The sequence below is a fragment of the Chitinophaga sp. CCNWYY40 genome (assembly GCF_037483205.1).
In the GTDB taxonomy this organism is placed as follows: Bacteria; Bacteroidota; Bacteroidia; order Chitinophagales; family Chitinophagaceae; genus Chitinophaga; species Chitinophaga ginsengisegetis.
On record NZ_JBBHLF010000002.1, the window covers coordinates 578,350 to 602,141 of the forward strand.

Consider the following 23,792-nt stretch of genomic DNA (forward strand, 5'->3'; position numbering starts at 1 on the left):
AAGTAAAAGACTGCCAAATAAAAACAGTGATTTGTGATTCTTTTAATTGATTTTTAAGCAAAAAAGCGAGAAAAACTTTAAAAATTAGCTCTGATTGTTCTGTTTTTTTGATAAAATCGAATTTGATTCCCCTGCTATTTGAATATTCCTCAACTTCGAGTAGGTTTGTGCCCTGTTTCCCCGCTATCAGCAATTATTAAGCCAATTGCAACACAGAGATACATATATAACTTAGTATAATATTATGGACCAGCAAAAGTCGACAAGTTATCCGAAAGAGAAGATCAGCATTTTATTATTAGAGAACATCAGCGATGCTGCGGTGGCAGAATTTACCACGGCAGGATACCAGGTGCGCAAACTATCGGGCGCGCTGAGTGAAGAGGATCTTATCAATGAAATCAAGGACGTTCATCTACTGGGCATCCGATCCAAAACCAAAGTTACCCGTAAAGTGCTGGAATCGGCCAGGAAACTGCAGGCCATTGGTTGTTTCTGTATCGGTACCAACCAGGTTGACCTGAAAGCTGCTACAGAACACGGTGTAACCGTTTTTAACGCACCTTATTCCAATACCCGTTCAGTGGCTGAGCTGGTAATAGGCTTGTCTATTATCCTCATCCGCCGTATCGTGGATAAAAACAATGCCGCACATAACGGCATCTGGCTGAAAGAAGCCACCGGCAGCTATGAGCTAAGAGGTAAAACACTGGGGATTGTAGGTTACGGCAACATCGGTAGCCAGGTGAGCGTGCTGGCAGAAGGGATGGGGATGAACGTAATCTATTACGATGCAGAAACCAAACTGCCACTCGGTAATGCAGAACAGCAGCGCACCCTGAAAGAACTCTTCAACAAGGCCGATATTGTTTCCCTGCACGTACCTTCCAGCAAAACCACGGCGAATATGATCACCGCAGAAGTGCTGGCAGATGCAAAACCCGGCGCTATCTTTATTAACTATGCCCGCGGTGAAGTAGTAGACCTGGAAGCGCTGAAAGACGCACTGGAAAGCGGCCGTCTGTCCGGCGCCGCCATCGACGTATTCCCGGTAGAACCGGAGAAGAATGGCGCCGCATTCAGTACACCGCTGCAAAAATTATCCAACGTAATCCTGACGCCGCATATCGGCGGAAGCACAGAAGAAGCGCAGCATAACATCGGCCTGGACGTGAGCAGTAAAATGCTCAATTACCTGGAGAAGGGCGCCAGCTTTGGTTCCCATACGGTGCCGGCTATCAGCGTGCCACCTATTGAAAACACACACCGTATCCTGCATATTCATCAGAACGTGCCGGGAGTATTGTCTGCTATCAATACGGCTTTATCTGCCAACAAAATCAATATCCTGGGGCAGTACCTGAAAACCAATGACCAGATCGGTTATGTGGTACTGGATGTGGATACCAGGTTATCGCAAGAGGCGCTGGCTTTGCTGAAGGAAGTGGAGCATACGATTAAAACGAGATTATTGTATTAATAAATGTATTGTTACTTTTTATTTTATAAAAGCAGGGATTTATCCCTGCTTTTTGTTTTCTTGCAATATCTTTAACCCGTTAACTTATTTTTTATCCCTCTTGTATGAAAAAGACATTTGTTTTTTTAGTCCTCTGTCTGTGCATTTTCTCCGCCGCCCAAGCCCAGGTGGCAAACTTTGATACGATCCATCTCAAAAAGTCGTATGTAAATGATATTTTCAGCACTTTGTATTCCGCAAATTTTAGATCCGGATTGGTATTACAAAGCGGTGGCTCCCTGAACAATGCTTTAAATGGTCCATCCGGTAATGGATTCAGATTCAGGTGGCTGGCTAATGATACATTGGTTAATTATCAGAATGATAATGACCTGATAATGACCCTGCTTCCAAAAGGAGACCTGATTATAAAAAGATCCCTGAATGTGCCGGATCTTACTGTGGGGAGTTTTACAGACACCAGTTATAAAAAACTGGTGATTGCAGGAGCGAACTTACCGATGAATGCGAATAGCCGGAGGGATTTGTCATTTGAATTTTCGAGCGCCGGAAAAGCAGCTGTAAGAGCCTACAGAGGTGGTTCCTGGGATACTTATCTGCAGTTTCTGACTAATGCTACAGATAATACCGGGGGAGAGCCCGTTGTTAACATGCATATCAACCAGGATGGTAACATTGGTATGGGGACTGTAACGCCATTACATCACCTGCAAATTGATGAAGCAACGGCCAATACTATAAACATGGTGAGCATGCAGAATACGGCTATTGCTAATTCCCGCCTGTTGATGGGGAACACCTCTGCCAATTACGCAGTGGTGGAACAACGCAATGCTAACGTGGTAGAAAGTTATACGGATCTCCACGTGGGAGCTGCCAATAGTGGGAATATTTATTTTGAAACGGGCAGAATCAATACCGTAGTCCCCATTCGTATGACCATCCTCAACAACGGCAATGTAGGCATTGGCACCACTACCACCGGCACTAATAAGCTGGCTGTAGAAGGTACTATTGCTGCCCGCAGGGTAAAAGTAACCCAAAGTAATCCTTGGCCTGATTACGTTTTTCATGAGCGCTACCAACTGCCTTTATTAAACGACGTAGCTGCATATGTAACGGAGCATAAGCACCTGCCGGGCATACCCGGAGCTGCCGAAGTGGCAAAAGAGGGCCAGGACCTCGGGGAAATGAACCGTAAGCTCCTGGAAAAGGTGGAAGAGCTGACCCTTTACATTATCCAGCAAAATAAAAGGAATGATGAGCAACAGGCACAGATCGATATGTTGATCAAACAGCTAAAGAAGTAATTCTTTAGCTGCCATATCCCCCCGTTCACCGATTCTTTTTGCTCATATACATTTTTTCTGCCCGTATTTTCAAAATTCTTTGTTAACCTTGTAGTGCAACTGAAAAAATTAGCACATGAAAATGAACAGGGCACTGACGGCAGGAGCAGGGGTAATAGCCGGTCTTTTGTTGTATGTAAATGCTTCCGCACAAGATAGTGAACCGAATAAATGGGCGCCAGCCAATATTAAAATCGACGGACAGGCTACTGAATGGCCCAAACCCCTGCAGTTCTATAACAACGTAACCAAGTTATTTTACACTATAGCCAACGACCAGGAGAATTTATACGTAATCGTTAGTGTTCCTGATCCGCAGAGCCAGATGAAAATCATGCGTTCCGGCCTTACTGTTTCCATCAACGCCACTGGGAAGAAGAAAGGCGGCGCGGGGATTACATTTCCGCTCACCTATAATATAAATACCGGCGCGCCCGATGTGCCGGAAGAATCCAGGGCGCTCATCGCAGGCGAATTAAAGAAACAACTCCTGGCGAACGTAAAGGAGATTAAAGTAGAAGGATTCGACAGCATCCCGGATGGCAATATTCCGGTGAAGAATACGTTTGGTATTCAAACCACCTCTTCTTATGATGCCGCCGGTAACCTCGTATGTGAACTGGGAATCCCATTGAAAGTGCTGGGCATCCCCGCCGGAAGTGATAAGCCCATTGCCTATCATTTCAAGGTAAATGCTATGAAGAGAGAGGATAAAAAAGAACTGGAGGCTAAACGGGCCAAAGGAGAAAAGCCCCCAATGCCGGGTGAGTATGCGGACAATTTCGCTTTGTATTATTCAGCCGACTTCTGGACACGCCAAACACTGGCCACCCAAAAGTAAGCCAGTCTGACTACCATCGTCTTAACTGTTTTTATGTATAAAAAACTGTTTTCTGCGGGAACTACAACGATATTGGCGGGCGCCTTGTGTTCAGGCGCTTTTATGTCCTGCCACAAAGATAAAGCTGCCTCTCCGCCACCTGTTGACATTACAGATGCCCTGAAAAAGGATTCCCTGAAATACCTGATGTACCAGATTATGCAGGTAACCTACGGCGATGGCGGACGAACCGCCAGCAAAGGACTGCCTACTTACTATTGGTACTCCAGTGTACCGCAGCTGGATCCCCTGGCCAGCAAGTATACGGATGCAAATGCCCTGCTGACAGAGATGAAGGGCTATGCCATTAATCCGGCTACCAATGCAGCATACGATCATTACAGCTTCCTGGATGAAGATGGCACTATCACCAATCAGCTCATGAACGGCGTATCGGAACAGAATGCCGCCGCCAATCCTTCTAAACTGGGATTTGACATCGGGTTCGCTGCCGGAGCAGACGCCAGTAAAGTAAGGTTGTTTGTAAAGTATGCAGATAAGAACAGCCCGGCCGGTAAAGCAGGCGTTTTAAGAGGGTGGGAGATCACTTCCGTAAACGGCAATACCAATTTCTCCAGCGCCTCATCTGCCATTAACTCGCTTTATAATACTATTTCAACGGCATCCACTATCACGCTGGGATTCAAAAAACAGGACCAGACTGCGGTTACCCTTACGCTCAATGCAGCTACCTATAACATCAACCCGGTGCTGTTTGATACGGTTTATACCGTTAAAAATACCGCCAACATAGATATCAAGGTGGGCTATTTTGTGATGTATACTTTTTCAAGTGTGACCAATGATGCGGGCAATGCTACTGCCACGAAAACGGCTTTGGATCAGACAATCGCCAAATTCAAGGCACAGGGCATAAAGCAGTTGATCGTGGATTTCCGGTATAACGGCGGTGGAGCTACGTCTACGGCGGAATATCTCGACAATGCTTTTGCTCCTTCCGCTGCTGCGGGTAAAGTGATGTATACCTACAAGTATAACGATAAGATCATGCAGAACCTGGCCGCTACCAAACTGGATGCACAGGTGAACTATGCCGCTGCCACAGGCGGCATGGGACTGGATAATATATTTTTTATTGTATCCGGCGAAACTGCTTCTGCCAGCGAATTAACGCTGAATAATCTTAAACCGTACATGAATGTAAGGCTCATCGGCAAGAAAACATACGGGAAACCAGTTGGCTTTATTGATTTCAATATCACGATGTATGATAATGATCATAAGCCGGTATACCTCGCGGACCTGTATGCCATCAACTTTGAAACCACGAATGCCAACGGAAACGGCGGCTACTACACCGGTATCCCGGTGGATGCAGAAGCTGTTGACTATGTAAATATCGCATGGGGTAACACTACTTCAGATCAGAACCTGCAACAGGCCATGAACTATATTTCAACAGGCAGTTACCTGAACCTTCGCAGCAGCGCGAGGATCAGTGCGGTCGCCGGTAATGATTTACGTGAGGCGATTCCCAATATCACGCCCGCCAGAGGGTTTAACGGAATGGTTGACTTCAGGCTGAGCAAGAAAGTAGCAGGACTTCAATAACATATAACCTTTAGCGTTAGCTGGTTAATTAAAAGCCGCGCAGATCGAAAGATCTACGCGGCTTTTCTGTTTTTGGAGATAATAAAAAAGTCCGGGTACGTATACCCGGACCCGTTAGTTGATTAAAGAAGATGTATCAGCGGTGACCCAGTTTACGGATCATATCTTCAGACATATCTTCTGAATAAACACCATACCCGTACATCAATACGCCTTTGAGTCCTGATTTGGTTTCAATGGCATACACTACTGCCTCATCGCCGGGGTCAGTATCTCCTTCAAAACGATAGGTTTCTGTAATTTCAAAATCCTCTGGACGCACATTCCCGCTGTTACACTGAATACTGTCGAAAACAAGATTGAAATCGGTGGTGTATCCGCGTTTGCGCAGATCTTCCATGGCCGCTGTTACGGTGTCGAACACTTTCATATAAAAACAATTTCCGGTTTGCAAATGAAACGGTACTAAGTTATAAAACAAAAAGCATAAAGCCGGGTGGCCTTATGCTTTTTGTTTTATGATTGTATCCGTTATTACCGGATAACGGTAACTTCTCCTTTCAGTACGTTGGAGGATCCGCCGGCTACTTTCTTGTAAGAAAGCCACCATACGTATGTACCAACATCCACCGGAACTCCCTTGTATTTACCATCCCATCCTTTATGGTTGTCGGACGACATAAAGATCAATTCGCCCCAGCGGTTAAAGATCCGCAATTCGTAGTCGAACATTTGTCCTCTTACTACTGGTCTGAACACATCGTTACGTCCGTCGCCGTTTGGTGAGAAGGCGTTTGGCAAGGTTGGTTTAGGTTCACATTCTATAAAGCCTACTGTGATGTCGTCGGTAGCCGATCCGCAATCGTTGAATACAGTTACGGTATAAGTACCTCCGTTGGTAACGGTGAGGGATGGTCCGCCGGAACCGTTATCCCAGCGTACACCGGTAATACCACCACCTTCAGCGCGCAGTATGAGTGTTTCACCTTTACACAGGGTAGTATCTCTTCCCAGGTTGATAACCGGCAAACCAGTGATGTTTACTTTCACGCTGTCCATGAACACACGTTGACAGTATTTGTCCATCACAGCCAGTTTATAGCTGCCGGCCTGAGAAATTTGTTTAACCGGGTTAGGATCGCCGTCGTTCCAGAGATAAGAAACAGCATCCGGGTTGGTACCGTCCAGGGTAATGGTGCCACCAGGGCAGATGTTCCTGTCGGGTCCCAGCTCCATTGTGAGCGCTGGTTTCATTCTCACATTTACGGTATCTCTTACCACACAGTTATCCCTGCTTACAGCTACCCAGTATCCGCCTGGTTTGTTTACCACGATAGAGTTGCTGGTTTCACCTGTCTGCCATTTGATACGGCCGCCGTTTGAATTAACGGTGAGCATAATGGACTGGTCAGGACAGATAGATGTGTCGCGGCTCAGGCTAATATCCGGTGGAGGATTCACGCTCACTTTCACGGTATCGATGGTGATACATCCTGACTTCATCACTTTCACCCAGAATTGTTCCTGTGTTCCTACCAGGATAGAAGGTTCGGTAGAACCGTTACTCCAGAGATAGGAGCCGCCATTTACATATGCATCCAGTTTCACGGTTTGGCCGCGGCAGATGGTCGTATCAGGGATATCGACCAGTGGCGTTGGTACCAGACCTACATGGATGGTATCGGTAGTGGCACATTCACCGTTGCTTACATTTACCCAGTAGGTGCCTGCCTGGTTAATATTGATCCGCTGCGTGGTTGCGCCGGTAGACCATTTAATCTGGTAGGCGAAGTTAGCAGGACCAGCATCCAGTACCAGGTTGTTGCCGCCACAGATAGTGGTATCGTTACCCAGGTTCACCATTGGTTTCTGAATGTAGTTCAGGTTGTAAGTGACGGTATCGGAAGAGCAACCTGTTCTGCCATCTGTAATAATAAAGGAAGCAGAAGTAGCGCCGTTCAGGTTGAACACGTTGTTGCTTTGTGTTCTTGGCAATCCTGTTACTGCGTTGGCCGGTGTAACCGCTACCAGCGTATAGCTAGGCAGGTATACATTGCCAATTTTGCGTAAAGCGATCCTGCCGTTGTCGGAACAGTTGGATGGCAGGGTGGCTTCCAGTTGCGGTTTATCGCAAGGCTTAATAATTACACGTTGGATTACGTCGTTGGCTTTATTACCGCAGGCATCCATGATAGTCCATCTTCTTACAATCGTATATCCGTTACAGATATCTTCCACATATGGATCTTCTGTATAGATAGCTCTTTTCGGGAAGCTGTTATCACAGTTGTCTGTTGCGGTTAATACCGGTGCTGCCGGGATTTTATCCTGACAGTAGATTTCCACATCTGCAGGTGCAGGCATGATCACTGGCCGGGTTGTATCTTTTACAGTTACCACCTGTGTAATGGTAGCGGTATTACCACAGGCATCTTTAGCAATCCAGGTTCTGATGATGCGGTAGTTACCGGCACATTCGCCTGGTGTTCTTTCTGTAGTGATCCTGCGGGATACGGTAAGACCGTTTCCGATGCTGCTGCAGTTATCAGATACCTGTACATCGGTAGCAGGAGCAGGGATGTTATCACAGCTCACTGTTGTGTCGGCAGGAGGCATCACAGTGAATACCGGTTTAGTGGTATCCTGAACGGTGATGATCTGCTGCATCACTGATTTATTGCCGCATTCGTCGGTAGCGGTCCAGGTTCTGGTTTCCTGGAAGTTCCCGGCGCAGTTGCCTGGTAATTTCACGGTTTTGGTACTGGTGAATACCTGGATGCTGCCGCTGCAATTATCGGTGGCGGTGATCGCAGGCCATGCCGGTACCTTATCGCAATCTACTACGGTATCTTTTGGAGCAGGCATGCTGAATACCGGTCTGGTAGTATCCTGTACCCTGATGATCTGTTGTACTGCACGTGCATTACCACATTCATCAAAGGTGGTCCACTTACGATAGATCACGTAGTTGTTATTACAGTTGTTCGTGTTGTGAGCCGCAGAGTCTTTCGGCACTACTGTAATTACACCCGGCGTACAGTTATCGGAAGCTGTGAGATTAAATCCGGCCGGGATCTTATCGCAATCCACGGTGGTATCAGCAGGTGCTGCCATGTTGAATACCGGTGCGGTCATGTCTTTCACGGTGATCACCTGTTTCAGGGTCACGCCTGTGTTACATTCGTCTTTCGCAGTCCAGGTGCGGATCAGCAGGTAGTTGTTGGAACAGTTGCCTGGCAGATCCTGGCGAACTTCCACTACAGGGATAATGATTTCCCCTGCGCAGTCGTCGTTGGCTTTAAGATCTGTTTTAGCAGGCACTTTATCACAATCCACGGTGGTATCCGCAGGCGCCGGTGTAGTGAATACCGGTGCTTTGGTATCCTTCACGGTGATGGTTTGTGAAGCGCTTACAGAAAGACCGCATCTGTCTGTCGCTGTCCAGGTACGGGTAATGGTACTGAGGCAAGGCGAAGTAACCACGGTTACATCATTGTGAGTAATGGTCAGAGGCTCGTTGTTATAAGGCGCATGACTGAACGCCGGATCTCCGAAGAGGGTGGTGTAGTCTTTACCTCTTTCACATTCCGTTGTAATAGCCGGAGGAGTGAAAGTAACAATCGGGCTGATGGTGATAGCGGTGATTTTCACCACGTTGCTGATGTTGTTGATACAAGCTCCGGAAGCTACCACTCTTCTGTACCAGGTGTTGGCTGCAAGCAAACCAGGCTGGTAAGTAGCGCTGGTGGCGCCGGTGATGTTGGTGAATGGTCCGTTTGCACCGGCAGTGCTTTGTTGCCACTGGTAGGTGTAAGTACCATTACCGCCGGTGAGTGCAATACTGCGTATAGCCATTGGCGTTTCTGTTACGCAAACCGTCTGATCATCCTGGATGGTGTTACCGAGTATCGGTTTACGGTTAATCAGGGTGACACTGGAGCTGGAAGCGTCGCACACGCCGTTGCTTACTACCCACGTTAATTGGGCTGTTTCGCCAGCAGGAACCGTGATGGTAGCATCTTTCCGGTTAATATCACTGATATTGATCAGTGTTGCGTTGTTGCTGGTTACAATCCAGGTACCTTTTGCACCTGCAACACCAGGATCGCTGGCATTCATATTAAAGGTAGCATTATCGCAATGTTCCTGATCGCTACCTGCATTGGCAGGTACCGGTAATCTGTAGTTGATGAGTGTTACATCATCCCAGGTAGCGCTGCACACACCGTTGGTCACAGTCCAGCGTAAAGTAACCGTATCACCTACGTTGATGTTTACATTGGAAGTTGGACTATTGATAGACCTGATTGCCGCGTTTCCTTTAATCACAGACCAGAAACCTTTGGCACTTGGTACAGATACCGGATCTGCGGCCAGGGTGAAGTCGCCGGTGTTGTTACACATTTCAATGTCTGTTCCTGCATTTGCAGCAGCAGCGGTTTTGTAGTTAATAAGCGTAACTGTGCTGCTGGTGCTGGTACAGCTGCCGTTTGTTACGGTCCATTTCAGGATCACGGTATCGCCAACCGGAACGGTTACTGCGGTATTCGGATCATTTACCGATTTGATAACGGCGTTACCAGGAACACGGCTTACATCTGTCCAGGTGCCTGTTGCACTGGAGGCTCCAGGCTGACTGGCTTTCATGATGAAGTCGGCAGCGGTGTTACATTTTTCCTGGTCAGGACCGGCATTTGCCGTGATGGCTGCTTTATAGTTGATGATCGTTACCCTGCTGAAGCTGGTATCACATACACCGTTTGCGATAGCCCACTGGAGTATTACGGTATCGCCTACAGGCACTGTAACCGCGGTAGTCGGACTATTTGGTGATTTGATTTTTGCTTTTCCAGGTACCGGGCTGATATCAGTCCAGGTGCCTTTTGCAGTTGGTACGCCCGGCACATTTGCCGCCATGATGAAGTCGCCTGTATTGTTACAGAGGGCCTGGTCAGGACCGGCATTTGCTTTATTGGCGTTCGCGTAGTTGGTAAGCATTACCGTATCATAAGTAGCGGCGCAGGTACCATTGGTGATTTTCCACACCAGTTTTACGCTAACACCCGCTGCAACAGTTACGGTTGTGTTGTATTGATTCGGAGATGAAATATTCACCCCGGCGGTACCGGCAGGATTTGTCCAGGTACCGGTTACATGTAAACCGGCAGGTTTGCTGCCATTCAGGATGAAGTTGGCATCATCACATTGTTCCTGGTCGGGGCCGGCCTTGGCGGCAGCAGGTGTTTTGTAGCTGGTGATCCTTACGGTATCTGCCAGGTCTGCCGCGCATTTCGGGTTGGTGATCTTCCAGGTAAACAGGATGGAGCTGTCTGCCGGAACAGTAACGGATGTTTTAGGATCGTTGATGTTGGTAATTTTCACGGAAGCCGTAGCCGGTGAGAAGGTCCAGGTACCAATGGCGCCCAGCTCAGTAGGAGCAGTGGCGTTCATGGTGAAGCTGGTTTGCTCACATGCTATTTTATTGGTGCCGGCATCACGCATTACCGGTTTTTTCAGACTGGTGATCCTTACGGTATCGATGTTGTCGGCCGCACACTTCGCGTTGGTGATTTTCCAGGTAAACAGGATAGAGCTGTCGGCCGGAACGGTAACGGTAGTTTTAGGATCGTTGATGTTGGTAATTTTCACAGAAGCCGTAGCCGGTGAGAATGTCCAGGTACCTTTAGCGCCCAGCTCCGTAGGAGCGGTAGCGTTGAGGGTAAAGGTAGTTTTATCACATTCCATCTGATCGGCGCCTGCGCTGCGCATGATTGGTTTGAGCAGGCTGGTGATTGACACGGTATCCACATTGTCAGCCGCGCATTTCGCGTTGGTAATCTTCCAGATCAGCCGCACTGCGGTGTTTGCAGGAACCGTTACATTGGTTTTCGGATCATTCTTATTCACGAAGGTCACCGCGGCAGTAGCAGGGAGGAACGACCAGGTACCTTTAGCGCCCAGCTCCGTAGGAGCGGTAGCGTTAAGGGCAAAGGTAGTTTTCTCACACTCCATCTGATCGGTACCTGCGCTGCGCATAATTGGTTTGAGCAGGCTGGTGATTAATACGGTGTCCGCATTATCAGCCGCACATGTTACGTTCGTGATCTTCCAGATCAGTTGCACTGCGGTGTTGGCAGGCACTGTTACATTGGTTTTCGGATCATTTTTATTTACAAAAGATACTGCAGCTGTGGCCGGGAGGAACGACCAGGTACCTTTAGCTCCCAGCTCCGTAGGAGCGGTAGCGTTGAGGGTAAAGGTAGTTTTCTCACATTCCATCTGATCGGCGCCTGCGCTGCGCATGATTGGTTTGAGCAGGCTGGTGATCCTCACAGTATCATAAGTAGCAGCGGCACATTCGGAGTTAGAAATCTGCCAGAAGAGCAACACGGTGCTGTCGGCCGGAACGGTAACAGTAGTAGTGGCACTGTTGATGTTAGCAAACTTCACGGAAGCCGTAGCCGGAGTAAACGACCAGGTACCTTTAGCGCCCAGCTCAGTAGGAGCAGTAGCGTTGAGGGTGAATACCGTTTTATCACAGGCAATCTGGTTAGACCCTGCATCACGAACGATTGGCTTTTTCAGGCTGGTGATCCTTACGGTATCATAAGTAGCGGCGGAACACTGTGAGTTAGAAATCTGCCAGAAGAGAAGCACAGTACTGTCAGCCGGAACGGTAACAGTAGTAGTTGCACTGTTGATGTTGGCGAACTTCACGGAAGCTGTAGCCGGTGTGAACGACCAGGTGCCTTTGGCGCCCAGCTCAGTAGGAGCGGTAGCGTTGAGGGTGAATACCGTTTTATCACAGGCAATCTGGTTAGACCCAGCATCACGAACGATTGGCTTTTTCAGGCTTGTGATCCTTACGGTATCATAAGTAGCAGCAGCACATTCGGAGTTAGAAATCTGCCAGAAGAGCAGCACGGTGCTGTCGGCTGGAACGGTAACAGTAGTAGTGGCACTGTTGATGTTGGCAAACTTCACAGAAGCCGTAGCCGGAGTAAACGACCAGGTACCTTTGGCGCCCAGCTCTGTAGGAGCGGTAGCGTTGAGGGTGAAGACCGTTTTATCACAGGCAATCTGGTTAGACCCTGCATCACGAACGATTGGCTTTTTCAGGCTTGTGATCCTTACGGTATCATAAGTAGCAGCGGAACATTGTGAGTTAGAAATCTGCCAGAAGAGCAACACGGTGCTATCTGCCGGAACAGTAACGGAGGTTTTAGGATCGTTAATGTTAGTAAACTTCACAGAAGCCGTAGCCGGAGTAAACGACCATGTACCTTTGGCGCCCAGCTCAGTGGGAGCAGTAGCGTTGAGGGTGAATACCGTTTTATCACAGGCAATCTGGTTAGAACCCGCATCACGAACGATCGGCTTTTTCAGACTTGTGATCCTTACGGTATCATAAGTAGCAGCAGCACATTCAGAGTTAGAAATCTGCCAGAAGAGCAATACTGTGCTATCTGCCGGAACGGTAACCGTAGTAGTGGCACTGTTGATGTTGGCGAACTTCACGGAAGCTGTAGCCGGAGTGAACGACCAGGTGCCTTTGGCGCCCAGCTCAGTAGGAGCGGTGGCGTTGAGAGTGAACACAGTTTTATCACAGGCAATCTGGTTGCTACCTGCATCACGAACGATCGGCTTTTTCAGGCTTGTGATCCTTACGGTATCATAAGTAGCAGCGGCACATTCAGAGTTAGAAATCTGCCAGAAGAGCAACACAGTGCTATCAGCTGGAACGGTAACGGTAGTTTTAGGATCGTTAATGTTAGTAAACTTCACTGAAGCTGTAGCCGGTGTGAACGACCAGGTACCTTTGGCGCCCAGCTCAGTCGGAGCAGTGGCGTTGAGGGTGAATACCGTTTTGTCACAAGCAATCTGGTTAGACCCTGCATCACGAACGATTGGCTTTTTCAGGCTTGTGATCCTAACGGTATCATAAGTAGCAGCAGCACATTCAGAGTTAGAAATCTGCCAGAAGAGCAACACGGTGCTATCTGCCGGAACGGTAACAGTAGTAGTGGCACTGTTGATGTTGGCAAATTTCACGGAAGCCGTAGCCGGAGTAAACGACCAGGTACCTTTGGCGCCCAGCTCAGTAGGAGCGGTGGCGTTGAGAGTGAATACCGTTTTATCACAGGCAATCTGGTTAGACCCTGCATCACGAACAATTGGCTTTTTCAGGCTTGTGATCCTTACGGTATCATAAGTAGCAGCGGAACACTGTGAGTTAGAAATCTGCCAGAAGAGCAATACAGTGCTATCCGCCGGAACGGTAACAGTAGTAGTGGCACTGTTGATGTTGGCGAACTTCACGGAAGCTGTCGCTGGTGTAAACGACCAGGTACCTTTGGCGCCCAGCTCTGTAGGAGCGGTAGCGTTGAGGGTGAATACCGTTTTATCACAGGCAATCTGGTTGCTACCAGCATCACGAACAATTGGCTTTTTCAGGCTTGTGATCCTTACAGTATCATAAGTAGCAGCGGCACATTCAGAGTTAGAAATCTGCCAGAAGAGCAACACGGTGCTATCAGCTGGAACGGTAACGGTAGTTTTAGGATCGTTAATGTTAGTAAACTTCACGGAAGCTGTAGCCGGTGTGAACGACCAGGTGCCTTTGGCGCCCAGCTCAGTAGGAGCAGTGGCGTTAAGAGTAAACACGGTTTTATCACAGGCAATCTGGTTAGACCCTGCATCACGAACGATTGGCTTTTTCAGACTTGTGATCCTTACGGTATCATAAGTAGCAGCAGCACATTCAGTGTTAGAAATCTGCCAGAAGAGCAATACAGTGCTATCCGCCGGAACGGTAACAGTAGTAGTGGCACTGTTGATGTTGGCGAACTTCACGGAAGCAGTAGCCGGAGTAAACGACCAGGTACCTTTAGCGCCCAGCTCAGTAGGAGCAGTAGCGTTGAGGGTGAATACCGTTTTATCACAGGCAATCTGGTTAGATCCTGCATCACGCATCACCGGTTTTTTCAGACTTGTGATCCTTACGGTATCATAAGTAGCGGCGGAACACTGTGAGTTAGAAATCTGCCAGAAGAGCAACACGGTGCTGTCGGCCGGAACGGTAACGGTAGTTTTAGGATCGTTAATGTTAGTAAACTTCACGGAAGCTGTAGCCGGTGTGAACGACCAGGTACCTTTGGCGCCCAGCTCAGTAGGAGCGGTGGCGTTAAGAGTAAACACGGTTTTATCACAGGCAATCTGGTTAGAGCCAGCATCACGCATCACCGGTTTTTTCAGGCTTGTGATCCTAACGGTATCAAAGTTAGCAGCGGCACATTCAGTGTTTGCAATTTTCCAGAAGAGCAATACGGAGCTATCCGCCGGAACGGTAACAGTGGTATTGGCTTTGTTCTTATCTGCAAAGACTACAGAGGCAGTAGCCGGTGTAAATGTCCATGTACCCACAGCACCTAACTCGGTAGGAGCGGTAGCGTTGAGGGTGAAGACGGTTTTATCACAGGCAATCTGGTTAGTACCAGCATCACGCATTACCGGTTTTTTCAGACTGGTAATCCTTACGGTATCATAAGTAGTAGCGGAACACTGTGAGTTAGAAATCTGCCAGAAGAGTAGCACGGAGCTATCAGCCGGAACGGTAACAGTGGTATTGGCTTTGTTCTTATCTGCAAAGACTACAGAGGCAGTAGCCGGTGTAAATGTCCATGTACCCACGGCACCCAGCTCAGTAGGAGCAGTGGCGTTGAGAGTGAATACCGTTTTATCACAGGCAATCTGGTTAGAGCCGGCATCACGCATCACCGGTTTTTTCAGACTTGTAATCCTTACGGTATCAAAGTTAGCAGCGGCACATTCAGTGTTTGTAATTTTCCAGAAGAGCAATACGGAGCTATCAGCTGGAACGGTAACAGTGGTATTGGCTTTGTTCTTATCTGCAAAGACTACAGAGGCAGTAGCTGGTGTAAATGTCCATGTACCCACAGCACCTAACTCGGTAGGAGCGGTAGCGTTGAGGGTGAAGACGGTTTTATCACAGGCGATCTGGTTAGAGCCAGCATCACGCATCACCGGTTTTTTCAGACTGGTGATCCTAACGGTATCAAAGTTAGCAGCGGCACATTCAGTGTTTGCAATTTTCCAGAAGAGTAACACAGAGCTATCTGCCGGAACGGTAACAGTAGTTGTGGCGCTGTTTTTATCAGCAAAGACTACAGAAGCCGTAGCCGGTGTAAATGTCCATGTACCCACAGCACCTAACTCGGTAGGAGCGGTAGCGTTGAGGGTGAAGACGGTTTTATCACAGGCAATCTGGTTGCTACCTGCATCACGAACGATTGGCTTTTTCAGGCTTGTGATCCTTACGGTATCAAAGTTAGCAGCGGCACATTCAGTGTTTGCAATTTTCCAGAAGAGCAATACGGAGCTATCCGCCGGAACGGTAACAGTGGTATTGGCTTTGTTCTTATCAGCAAAGACCACAGAAGCCGTAGCCGGTGTAAATGTCCATGTGCCTACAGCACCTAACTCGGTAGGAGCGGTAGCGTTGAGGGTGAAGACGGTTTTATCACAGGCGATCTGGTTAGAGCCAGCATCACGCATTACCGGTTTTTTCAGACTGGTAATCCTTACGGTATCATAAGTAGTAGCGGAACACTGTGAGTTAGAAATCTGCCAGAAGAGCAACACGGTACTATCTGCCGGAACTGTAACAGTAGTATTGGCTTTGTTCTTATCTGCAAATACTACCGAAGCAGTAGCCGGAGTAAACGACCATGTACCGAAAGCGCCCAGCTCCGTAGGAGCAGAAGCGTTGAGAGTAAACACGGTCTTGTCACAGGCAATTTGGTTAGTACCGGCATTTTGAACTGCTGGTTTTTTCAGGCTTGTGATTCTTACGGTATCATAAGTAACAGCGGAACACTGTGAGTTTGAAATCTGCCAGAAGAGCAACACCGTGCTATCTGCCGGAACTGTAACCGTAGTATTAGCCTTGTTCTTATCTGCAAAGACTACAGAGGCAGTAGCCGGTGTAAATGTCCATGTACCCACAGCACCTAACTCGGTAGGAGCAGTAGCGTTGAGGGTAAACACGGTTTTGTCACAGGCAATCTGGTTAGTACCCGCATTTTGAACTGCCGGTTTTTTCAGACTGGTGATTCTTACAGTATCATAAGTAGTAGCGGAACACTGTGAGTTTGAAATCTGCCAGAAGAGTAACACGGTACTATCCGCCGGAATGGTAACCGTAGTATTAGCCTTGTTCTTATCTGCAAAGACTACAGAAGCCGTAGCTGGTGTAAATGACCATGTACCGAAAGCGCCCAGTTCCGTAGGAGCGGTGGCGTTGAGGGTGAAGACGGTCTTATCACAGGCAATCTGGTTAGTCCCCGCATTTTGAACTGCTGGTTTTTTCAGACTGGTGATTCTTACGGTATCATAAGTAACAGCTGAACATTGTGAATTAGAAATCTGCCAGAAGAGCAACACGGTGCTATCTGCGGGAACTGTAACTGTAGTATTGGCTTTGTTTTTATCTGCAAAAACTACAGAAGCCGTAGCTGGTGTAAATGACCATGTACCGAAAGCGCCCAGCTCAGTAGGAGCGGTAGCGTTGAGGGTAAACACGGTTTTGTCACAGGCAATCTGGTTAGTACCCGCATTTTGAACTGCTGGTTTTTTCAGACTCGTGATCCTTACAGTATCATAAGTAGTAGCGGAACACTGTGAGTTTGAAATCTGCCAGAAGAGCAACACGGTACTATCCGCCGGAACGGTAACCGTAGTATTAGCCTTGTTCTTATCTGCAAATACAACAGAAGCCGTAGCCGGTGTAAATGACCATGTACCGAAAGCGCCCAGTTCCGTAGGGGCGGTAGCGTTGAGGGTAAACACGGTTTTATCACAGGCAATCTGGTTAGTACCCGCATTTTGAACCGCTGGTTTTTTCAGGCTTGTGATTCTTACAGTATCATAAGTAACAGCAGAACATTGTGAGTTTGAAATCTGCCAGAAGAGTAACACCGTGCTATCCGCCGGAACTGTAACCGTAGTATTAGCCTTGTTTTTATCAGCAAATACAACCGAAGCGGTAGCTGGTGTAAATGACCATGTACCAAAAGCACCCAGTTCAGTAGGAGCGGTAGCATTGAGGGTAAACACGGTTTTATCACAGGCAATCTGGTTAGAGCCCGCATTTTGAACTGCTGGTTTTTTCAGACTGGTGATTCTTACGGTATCATAAGTATTAGCAGAACACTGTGAATTTGAAATCTGCCAGAAGAGTAACACCGTGCTATCCGCCGGAACGGTAACAGTAGTATTGGCTTTGTTCTTATCTGCAAATACAACCGAAGCAGTAGCCGGTGTAAACGACCATGTACCGAAAGCACCCAGCTCCGTAGGAGCAGAAGCGTTGAGGGTGAAGACGGTTTTATCACAGGCAATCTGGTTAGTCCCCGCATTTTGAACTGCTGGTTTTTTCAGGCTTGTGATTCTTACGGTATCATAAGTAATGGCGGAACATTGTGAGTTTGAAATCTGCCAGAAGAGTAACACGGTACTATCTGCCGGAACGGTAACCGTAGTATTAGCCTTGTTCTTATCTGCAAATACAACCGAAGCAGTAGCCGGTGTAAACGACCATGTACCAAAAGCGCCCAGCTCCGTAGGAGCGGTAGCGTTGAGGGTGAAGACGGTTTTATCACAGGCAATCTGGTTAGTACCCGCATTTTGAACTGCTGGTTTTTTCAGACTGGTGATTCTTACGGTATCATAAGTAATGGCAGAACATTGTGAGTTTGAAATCTGCCAGAAGAGCAACACTGTGCTATCCGCCGGAACGGTAACAGTAGTATTGGCTTTGTTCTTATCTGCAAACACTACCGAAGCAGTAGCCGGTGTAAACGACCATGTACCGAAAGCACCCAGCTCCGTAGGAGCAGAAGCGTTGAGGGTGAAGACGGTTTTATCACAGGCAATCTGGTTAGTCCCCGCATTTTGAACTGCTGGTTTTTTCAGGCTTGTGATTCTTACGGTATCATAAGTAATGGCAGAACACTTTGAATTTGAAATCTGCCAGAAGAGCAACACGGTGCTATCTGCGGGAACAGTTACCGTAGTATTGGCTTTATTTTTATCTGCAAAAATTACAGAAGCAGTAGCCGGTGTAAACGACCAGGTACCTTTGGCACCCAGCTCAGTAGGAGCGGTAGCGTTGAGGGTAAACACGGTTTTATCACAGGCAATCTGGTTGGTGCCGGCATCACGAACAGCCGGCTGCTTATAATTGGTAATAAATACTGTGTCATTAGTAGTCAAACATGGTCCGTTGGAAATAGTCCACACCAATGAAGCAGTATCACCAACAGGTACTTTCACAGTAGCATTCCACTGTGTCGGATTGGTAATCGTAACTCTTGGATTAGGAGATGTCCATACGCCCGTTGCGCCGGCGGGAGCAGGCGTATTACCGGCTAACTGGAAGTCAGTGGCGCGTTCGCATTCTGTTTGGTCGGTACTTGCGTTAGCAGCATTAGGCTTGGCAAATACTTTTACTGTTACACTTGCACAGGCGGTGTTTCCACAAGGACCGGTACTTTCTGCACGTACATAATAAGTAGTGGTAGCAGTTACATTATTAAACACCACTTCAGCTCCATTATTAATAGAGGAAGCCGGAGTAACGGCTACGCTGCCTGGTAAACCAGGACAGGCGCCGGTATACCATTTCCATTTATGGGTATTACCGAGAGAATCAGTTCCCAGGGAACCACCAATCACTTTTAAAGTAACATTACCGGAAACGCATATACTATCTGTGCTGGCATCAATAGTGGTAGGAGCTATGGATGGTTTTTCCACCGAAACAGAGAACGGTACAGTAACGCTACATCCATGTAAGGTATCTTCCTGTGCAGTAATTACGAAGTCGTAACTACCGGCCGGTGTGTTAGCAGGCAACGGCACATTAAAGGTACCGGAGGTATTGTTAGATGGCCATGCCTGGGCCACCGTTACAAAACCGGGCATCTTCCTGGTGCTGGCTACATCGAGTACATACTTCGTTAAAGTTCCCGGTTTCACATTGCTGTAGGCTACGGTAAAGGAGGCTACGTTATTACAAACCGCTGCTGCTGTAACACTCAGCGTAGGCTTATCCTTAATGGTGAGGTTAACGGTAGTTGAGTTCGGACCAGGACAAACGCCATTGGAGATAGTCCACGTCAGCACAAAGGTTTTAGGCCGAGCATTGCTGACAACGGAGGCAATCGCATTATAAGCGGTGTCGTAGTTAATAGTGATATCCGAAGAGGTGGTACTGGGCTGTAATGTCCATTTACCGGTTTCACCAACACCTGGCTTACTGGCGTTCAACTGGAAATCACGTATCTCACATTGTACCTGATCCAGGCCGGCAACACTTGGTGTGAGCGGTTTGGTGTTAATGAGTGTAATCCGGTTGGTATCTGTACACGCAGCCAGCGCTTTGTTGGTAATTACCCAGAAGAGACGTACGGTATCACCCGCGGGAACACCCGTTACGCTGGTGGCGGGAGTAGTGGCACTGGTGATAACAGCTCCTTTGCTAGGACCGTTAAATGACCAGGTACCTTTCTGATCCGCAGGAGGCGTGCTCCTTTTAATATTAAAGGTAGAGGTATTACACTGTCTGTAGGTAGTATCCACATCTGCTACCGGTACCGACCGCACATTTACCCTGAATGTGTCAACCACCACGCAGGTTTTGTTGGTCACCACAACGTTATACGCTTTGGTACCGGTATCTGCAGGAACATGGGTAATAGCAGGAACTTTACCTTTAATAGAATCAATTCCGTATTTCCATTTCCAGTTCAGGCTGTCGGCGGGCGCGCCTGTTATGCCTAAGTTCAGGTTAACCTGTGCACCAAGACAAATATTTACCGGTCCGCCTGTGATAGCAGTTACCGGTTTTTTATCTACAATAACCCTGGCAAATCCACTGTCCTTACATTGCCGCGGTTCATTCTTCACGGAGTTCCAGCCATAATCGGCAATCCCGATCGCCCAGTAGTCTCTGGTGCTGTCAGGAAATACCGTCATTTTAGGACCTATATAAACCGGGTTCACTTTCCATTCATAGGTACTATATCCTCCATCTGCCGTCAGATCCACACTTTCGCCGATACAGATCCTGCCAGACGAAATGGTTACTTTAGGTTTGGGGAGAATAGTGATCTTGGTGTATTTCGATGGAGACGCACAGTTGCTGACGTTCCCCGATTCGAGGATATTTACCCGGTAGTATTTATGTACTATCTGGTTGGGATCCCCTTTCAGCGCACCATCCGCAAATGTGAGCGTGTTGGTGGCTGCTCCCGAAATACCATTTCCGTTTACAACAGGAAACCAGTCGGCCGGATTATTTTCGTCGCCGGTGTTACTGTAAAACCATTGGTATATTGGATTCTTAAAATAATCCTGGTTGGGATCATAAGTACCGTTCGGCAGATGACCATCCGGACTATATAGCGCTTTAATAGTAATAGGAGCGCCTTCGCAAAGTGAATCTGCTCTTAATTCTGTATCGATCTGACCATCGATAAATGAGTAGATATCCGGGCTGCAATAATTAAAGCCGATATCATCTATCGCAATATCATTTCCGCAATCACCAAGACGGTCATTCACAATTTCCAGTGTAACAGCTGTTACACCTCCGGGTGTTTTAAAGCTGCCGCCATATTGCTGCCATGTTGAATAAGACAGGTTCATGGATACGTCGTAGGTTTTAAACCTGGCGAGTGTATCCCACAAAGCAGCGTTAGTACTGCCCTTTTTATTAATGATCAGAAAGGTAACCCCGGCATAGTGATAACCATCCCAGTTACCTGCCGCACAGTTATTGTTAAATACACCGTAACTGTTCACGTTCAGGAACCAGGCGCTGAAATTATAAGAAGAGCCCGGACATACCTGCACATTATTTTTAGTATAGAAAGATTTTTTATTGATAGATGAGTTGGCGATGAGCATACCACCCACGGAATCTACGGTGCTTCCTGTGTGGTCAGTTGCCTTTACCCACTCACTTCTTATTTGTGTATGCCAGAAGATATTGTAACTATCATCAATAAAATTAGCCCCGTTCAGAGGCATGGGTACATAGTTATATCCGGTAACCGCTGCGTTGGAGCGGCTGTCGGTAGCATTCTTTTTAAATTTACCAAAGTCCTCCAGGAAATCGCTCTTGCTGGTGGTATTACCCAAACAGGGTTGAATAGTACAGTCTTTTACATAAATAGGCTTTTTAACTGTATACTTATTGTTTCCTCTGAACAACACTACGGTGACCTGGTACTGGCTGGCGTCGTTGAATTTAATGGTCAGAGAGTTCTTATTAATATTTGTGCTGTTATCCCGCAGCTGTCCCACTAACTCATGGCCTGGCCTGTTGTCAGTGGTGAAGAGAACATCATAGGTCCCCCCCGTGATGGTCCAGGTAGCCGAATCCGCGTAGTTACTGGTGTTATTCCAGAAAAAGGCATTCATACTGGCGAAACTTCCCTTACATATAGTATCGGGAAGGTTCATAAAAGGAGTGCCGTTTGCCGGCGCAGATTGTGCTGCCACCTGCTTATTAAGCAGCACAAACCCCAGTATCAGGTACAAAAAGGTTAATAGTCGTTTCATAGGTGCAAACAGTTAAGTAAGAAAAGTATCAGGGTTGAGCAGTTTGTTTGCTCAATCCATATTGTACCTCAACTCTTTACATCGGTTATCTTTCCCGGACGGTTTTTTCCGGCAGAGGGTGGAGCAAGTGTAAAATGGTTTCATAGGCGTCAGGTGTTTATACATGGTATGGCTAAAATATATAATTAAAATAAGATTAAAATTAGATATAATATAGTGAAATAAAAAAAGTGCCATTATTTGTAATATGATAAAGTGCCAGATAAGTTGGAGGAATGGGTTAGCGAAAAATTGATTGTCAATTGCTTAAAGGGGGTAAAAAAATATCAGAAAAGTTATCCACATTCAGGATGGGAGCTGAATTATTTGCAGGAGACTGTGCTTTATTAAATTATTTTCATACCTTTGCAGACCAAATTTGATGTAAGATGCCCAAAGTAAAGACACATTCCCGTGCCAAGAAAACGTTCAAGGTTGGTGGGAACGGACAGATTAAGCGGTTCATGGCCTTCAAAAGCCACTTACTGACTAAAAAATCTACGAAAAGAAAACGTAGCTTAAGAGGTAGTACGCTGGTTCATGAAGCAAATCTTAACCTGGTTAAGAGAATGCTCGGAATGCGCTAGTATCTGTCAAAAGAATCGAATTTTATAACCTGAGAAAAAACAAAGCAAATGCCTCGTTCAGTTAATTCCGTAGCTTCAAGAGCCCGGAGAAAAAGGATCTTAAAGCAAGCCAAAGGCTTCTACGGTAAAAGAAAAAATGTGTACACCGTAGCAAAGAACGTTCTTGAAAAAGGACTCACTTATAGCTATGTTGGCCGTAAATTAAAGAAAAGAAACTATCGCCAGCTGTGGATCGCCCGTATCAACGCTGCTGTTAGAGCAGAAGGGTTGACCTATTCTGTGTTTATGAACAAATTAGCCGGTAAGAATATCGACCTGAACAGAAAAGTTCTCGCTGATCTGGCTATGAATGAACCAGAAACATTTAAAGCACTGGTAGCTTCTGTAAAGTAAGACTTACCTGATAGTAAATACCCGGTAGCTGGCATCCCACAGGATGTCAGCTATTTTGTTTTTAGGATATATCCCGAATATCGCAGAACCACTACCACTCATCGCTGCGTATATCGCCCCGGAAGCATACATCTGCTCCTTTATCGCCCCCAGCACGGAATGCGCCCGGAACACCGGCGCCTCAAAATCGTTCGTCACTATATCTTTCCATTCTTCCACCGGCAGCTGGATCATCTCCCGGAGCGAATGAACCGGGGTACCCGGAATGAGTTGCTTAAATGCCCAGCCCGTATTTACATGAATACCCGGATGTACCAGCAAAAAGGAGTAGCCGGACAAATCCAGCGTTATCTCCTCCATGATTTCTCCACGCCCGGTGGCATAGCAAGGCTTATTGACAACAAAAAAAGGGCAATCACTGCCCAGTTGAGCGGCATAGTTCACCAGCGCAGCTTCCGGAAGCCCCAGCTGGTATTTCTGGTTCAGGAGCTGCAGCATAAATGCGGCATCCGCAGAACCACCACCCAGGCCGGCGCCAATGGGTATGTTTTTCAGTAAATGAATGTTCACTGGTTGCAATTGCGGAAAGTCGGCCTGCAACAACTGGAATGCCCGTATACAAAGATTATCAGCTGCATCACCGGGAACCGGAATGCCGCTGCTTTCAAACTGAAGCTGCGTATGCGTAATTACCTCCAGTGCGTCATTAACGGGCAGGGGGTAGAAGATGGTTTCCAGGTCATGGAAACCATCCGGGCGCTTACCGGTAACATGCAGGCCCAGGTTTATTTTACAGTTTGGAAATACAATCATATAGTTAATTGCACGGCAAACCAACAGCTACA

9 protein-coding genes are annotated in these 23,792 nt (G+C 47.3%); 6 read left to right on the forward strand and 3 right to left on the reverse strand.

Going from position 1 to position 23,792, the window contains the following annotated elements; all coding sequences use genetic code 11:
- Nucleotides 1-244: 244 nt before the first annotated feature.
- The 4 genes from serA (at nt 245) to V7S65_RS07995 (ending at nt 5,281) form a co-directional block, all read left to right on the forward strand.
- Entirely contained in the window at nt 245-1,480 is a 1,236-nt protein-coding gene (serA, locus tag V7S65_RS07980) for a phosphoglycerate dehydrogenase (RefSeq protein WP_079467377.1), read from the forward strand.
- Between the two features lie 104 nt (nt 1,481-1,584).
- Nucleotides 1,585-2,790, forward strand: a complete 1,206-nt coding sequence (locus V7S65_RS07985; protein ID WP_336388612.1) for a hypothetical protein — start codon at nt 1,585-1,587, stop codon at nt 2,788-2,790.
- A 115-nt stretch (nt 2,791-2,905) separates the two neighbouring features.
- Nucleotides 2,906-3,670, forward strand: a complete 765-nt coding sequence (locus tag V7S65_RS07990; RefSeq protein WP_111578123.1) for a hypothetical protein — start codon at nt 2,906-2,908, stop codon at nt 3,668-3,670.
- Between the two features lie 33 nt (nt 3,671-3,703).
- Nucleotides 3,704-5,281 (forward strand): S41 family peptidase, encoded by a 1,578-nt coding sequence (locus tag V7S65_RS07995; RefSeq protein ID WP_336388611.1) that lies wholly within the window; start codon nt 3,704-3,706, stop codon nt 5,279-5,281.
- A 136-nt stretch (nt 5,282-5,417) separates the two neighbouring features.
- Here V7S65_RS07995 and V7S65_RS08000 read toward each other — a convergent pair whose 3' ends face one another.
- Together V7S65_RS08000 and V7S65_RS08005 are read right to left on the reverse strand one after the other, a co-directional pair.
- Nucleotides 5,418-5,711 carry a phosphoribosylpyrophosphate synthetase gene (locus V7S65_RS08000; protein WP_111578125.1) on the reverse strand — a complete coding sequence of 98 codons (294 nt, stop codon included), beginning with the start codon at nt 5,709-5,711 and terminating at the stop codon, nt 5,418-5,420.
- A 104-nt stretch (nt 5,712-5,815) separates the two neighbouring features.
- Nucleotides 5,816-21,928, reverse strand: a complete 16,113-nt coding sequence (locus V7S65_RS08005; protein ID WP_339545476.1) for a T9SS type B sorting domain-containing protein — start codon at nt 21,926-21,928, stop codon at nt 5,816-5,818.
- Between the two features lie 428 nt (nt 21,929-22,356).
- On the opposite strand from V7S65_RS08005, the gene rpmI reads away from it, so the two are divergent.
- Together rpmI and rplT are read left to right on the forward strand one after the other, a co-directional pair.
- Nucleotides 22,357-22,554 (forward strand): 50S ribosomal protein L35, encoded by a 198-nt coding sequence (rpmI, locus tag V7S65_RS08010; protein ID WP_079471802.1) that lies wholly within the window; start codon nt 22,357-22,359, stop codon nt 22,552-22,554.
- A gap of 48 nt (nt 22,555-22,602) precedes the next feature.
- On the forward strand, nt 22,603-22,947 hold the full coding sequence (gene rplT / locus V7S65_RS08015) for a 50S ribosomal protein L20 (RefSeq protein ID WP_336388608.1): 345 nt from the start codon (nt 22,603-22,605) through the stop codon (nt 22,945-22,947).
- Nucleotides 22,948-22,950: 3 nt separating this feature from the next.
- Here the strand turns inward: rplT and ispE are convergent, their stop codons facing one another.
- Nucleotides 22,951-23,760, reverse strand: a complete 810-nt coding sequence (ispE, locus tag V7S65_RS08020) for a 4-(cytidine 5'-diphospho)-2-C-methyl-D-erythritol kinase (RefSeq protein WP_336388607.1) — start codon at nt 23,758-23,760, stop codon at nt 22,951-22,953.
- Between the last annotated feature and the right edge of the window lie 32 nt (nt 23,761-23,792).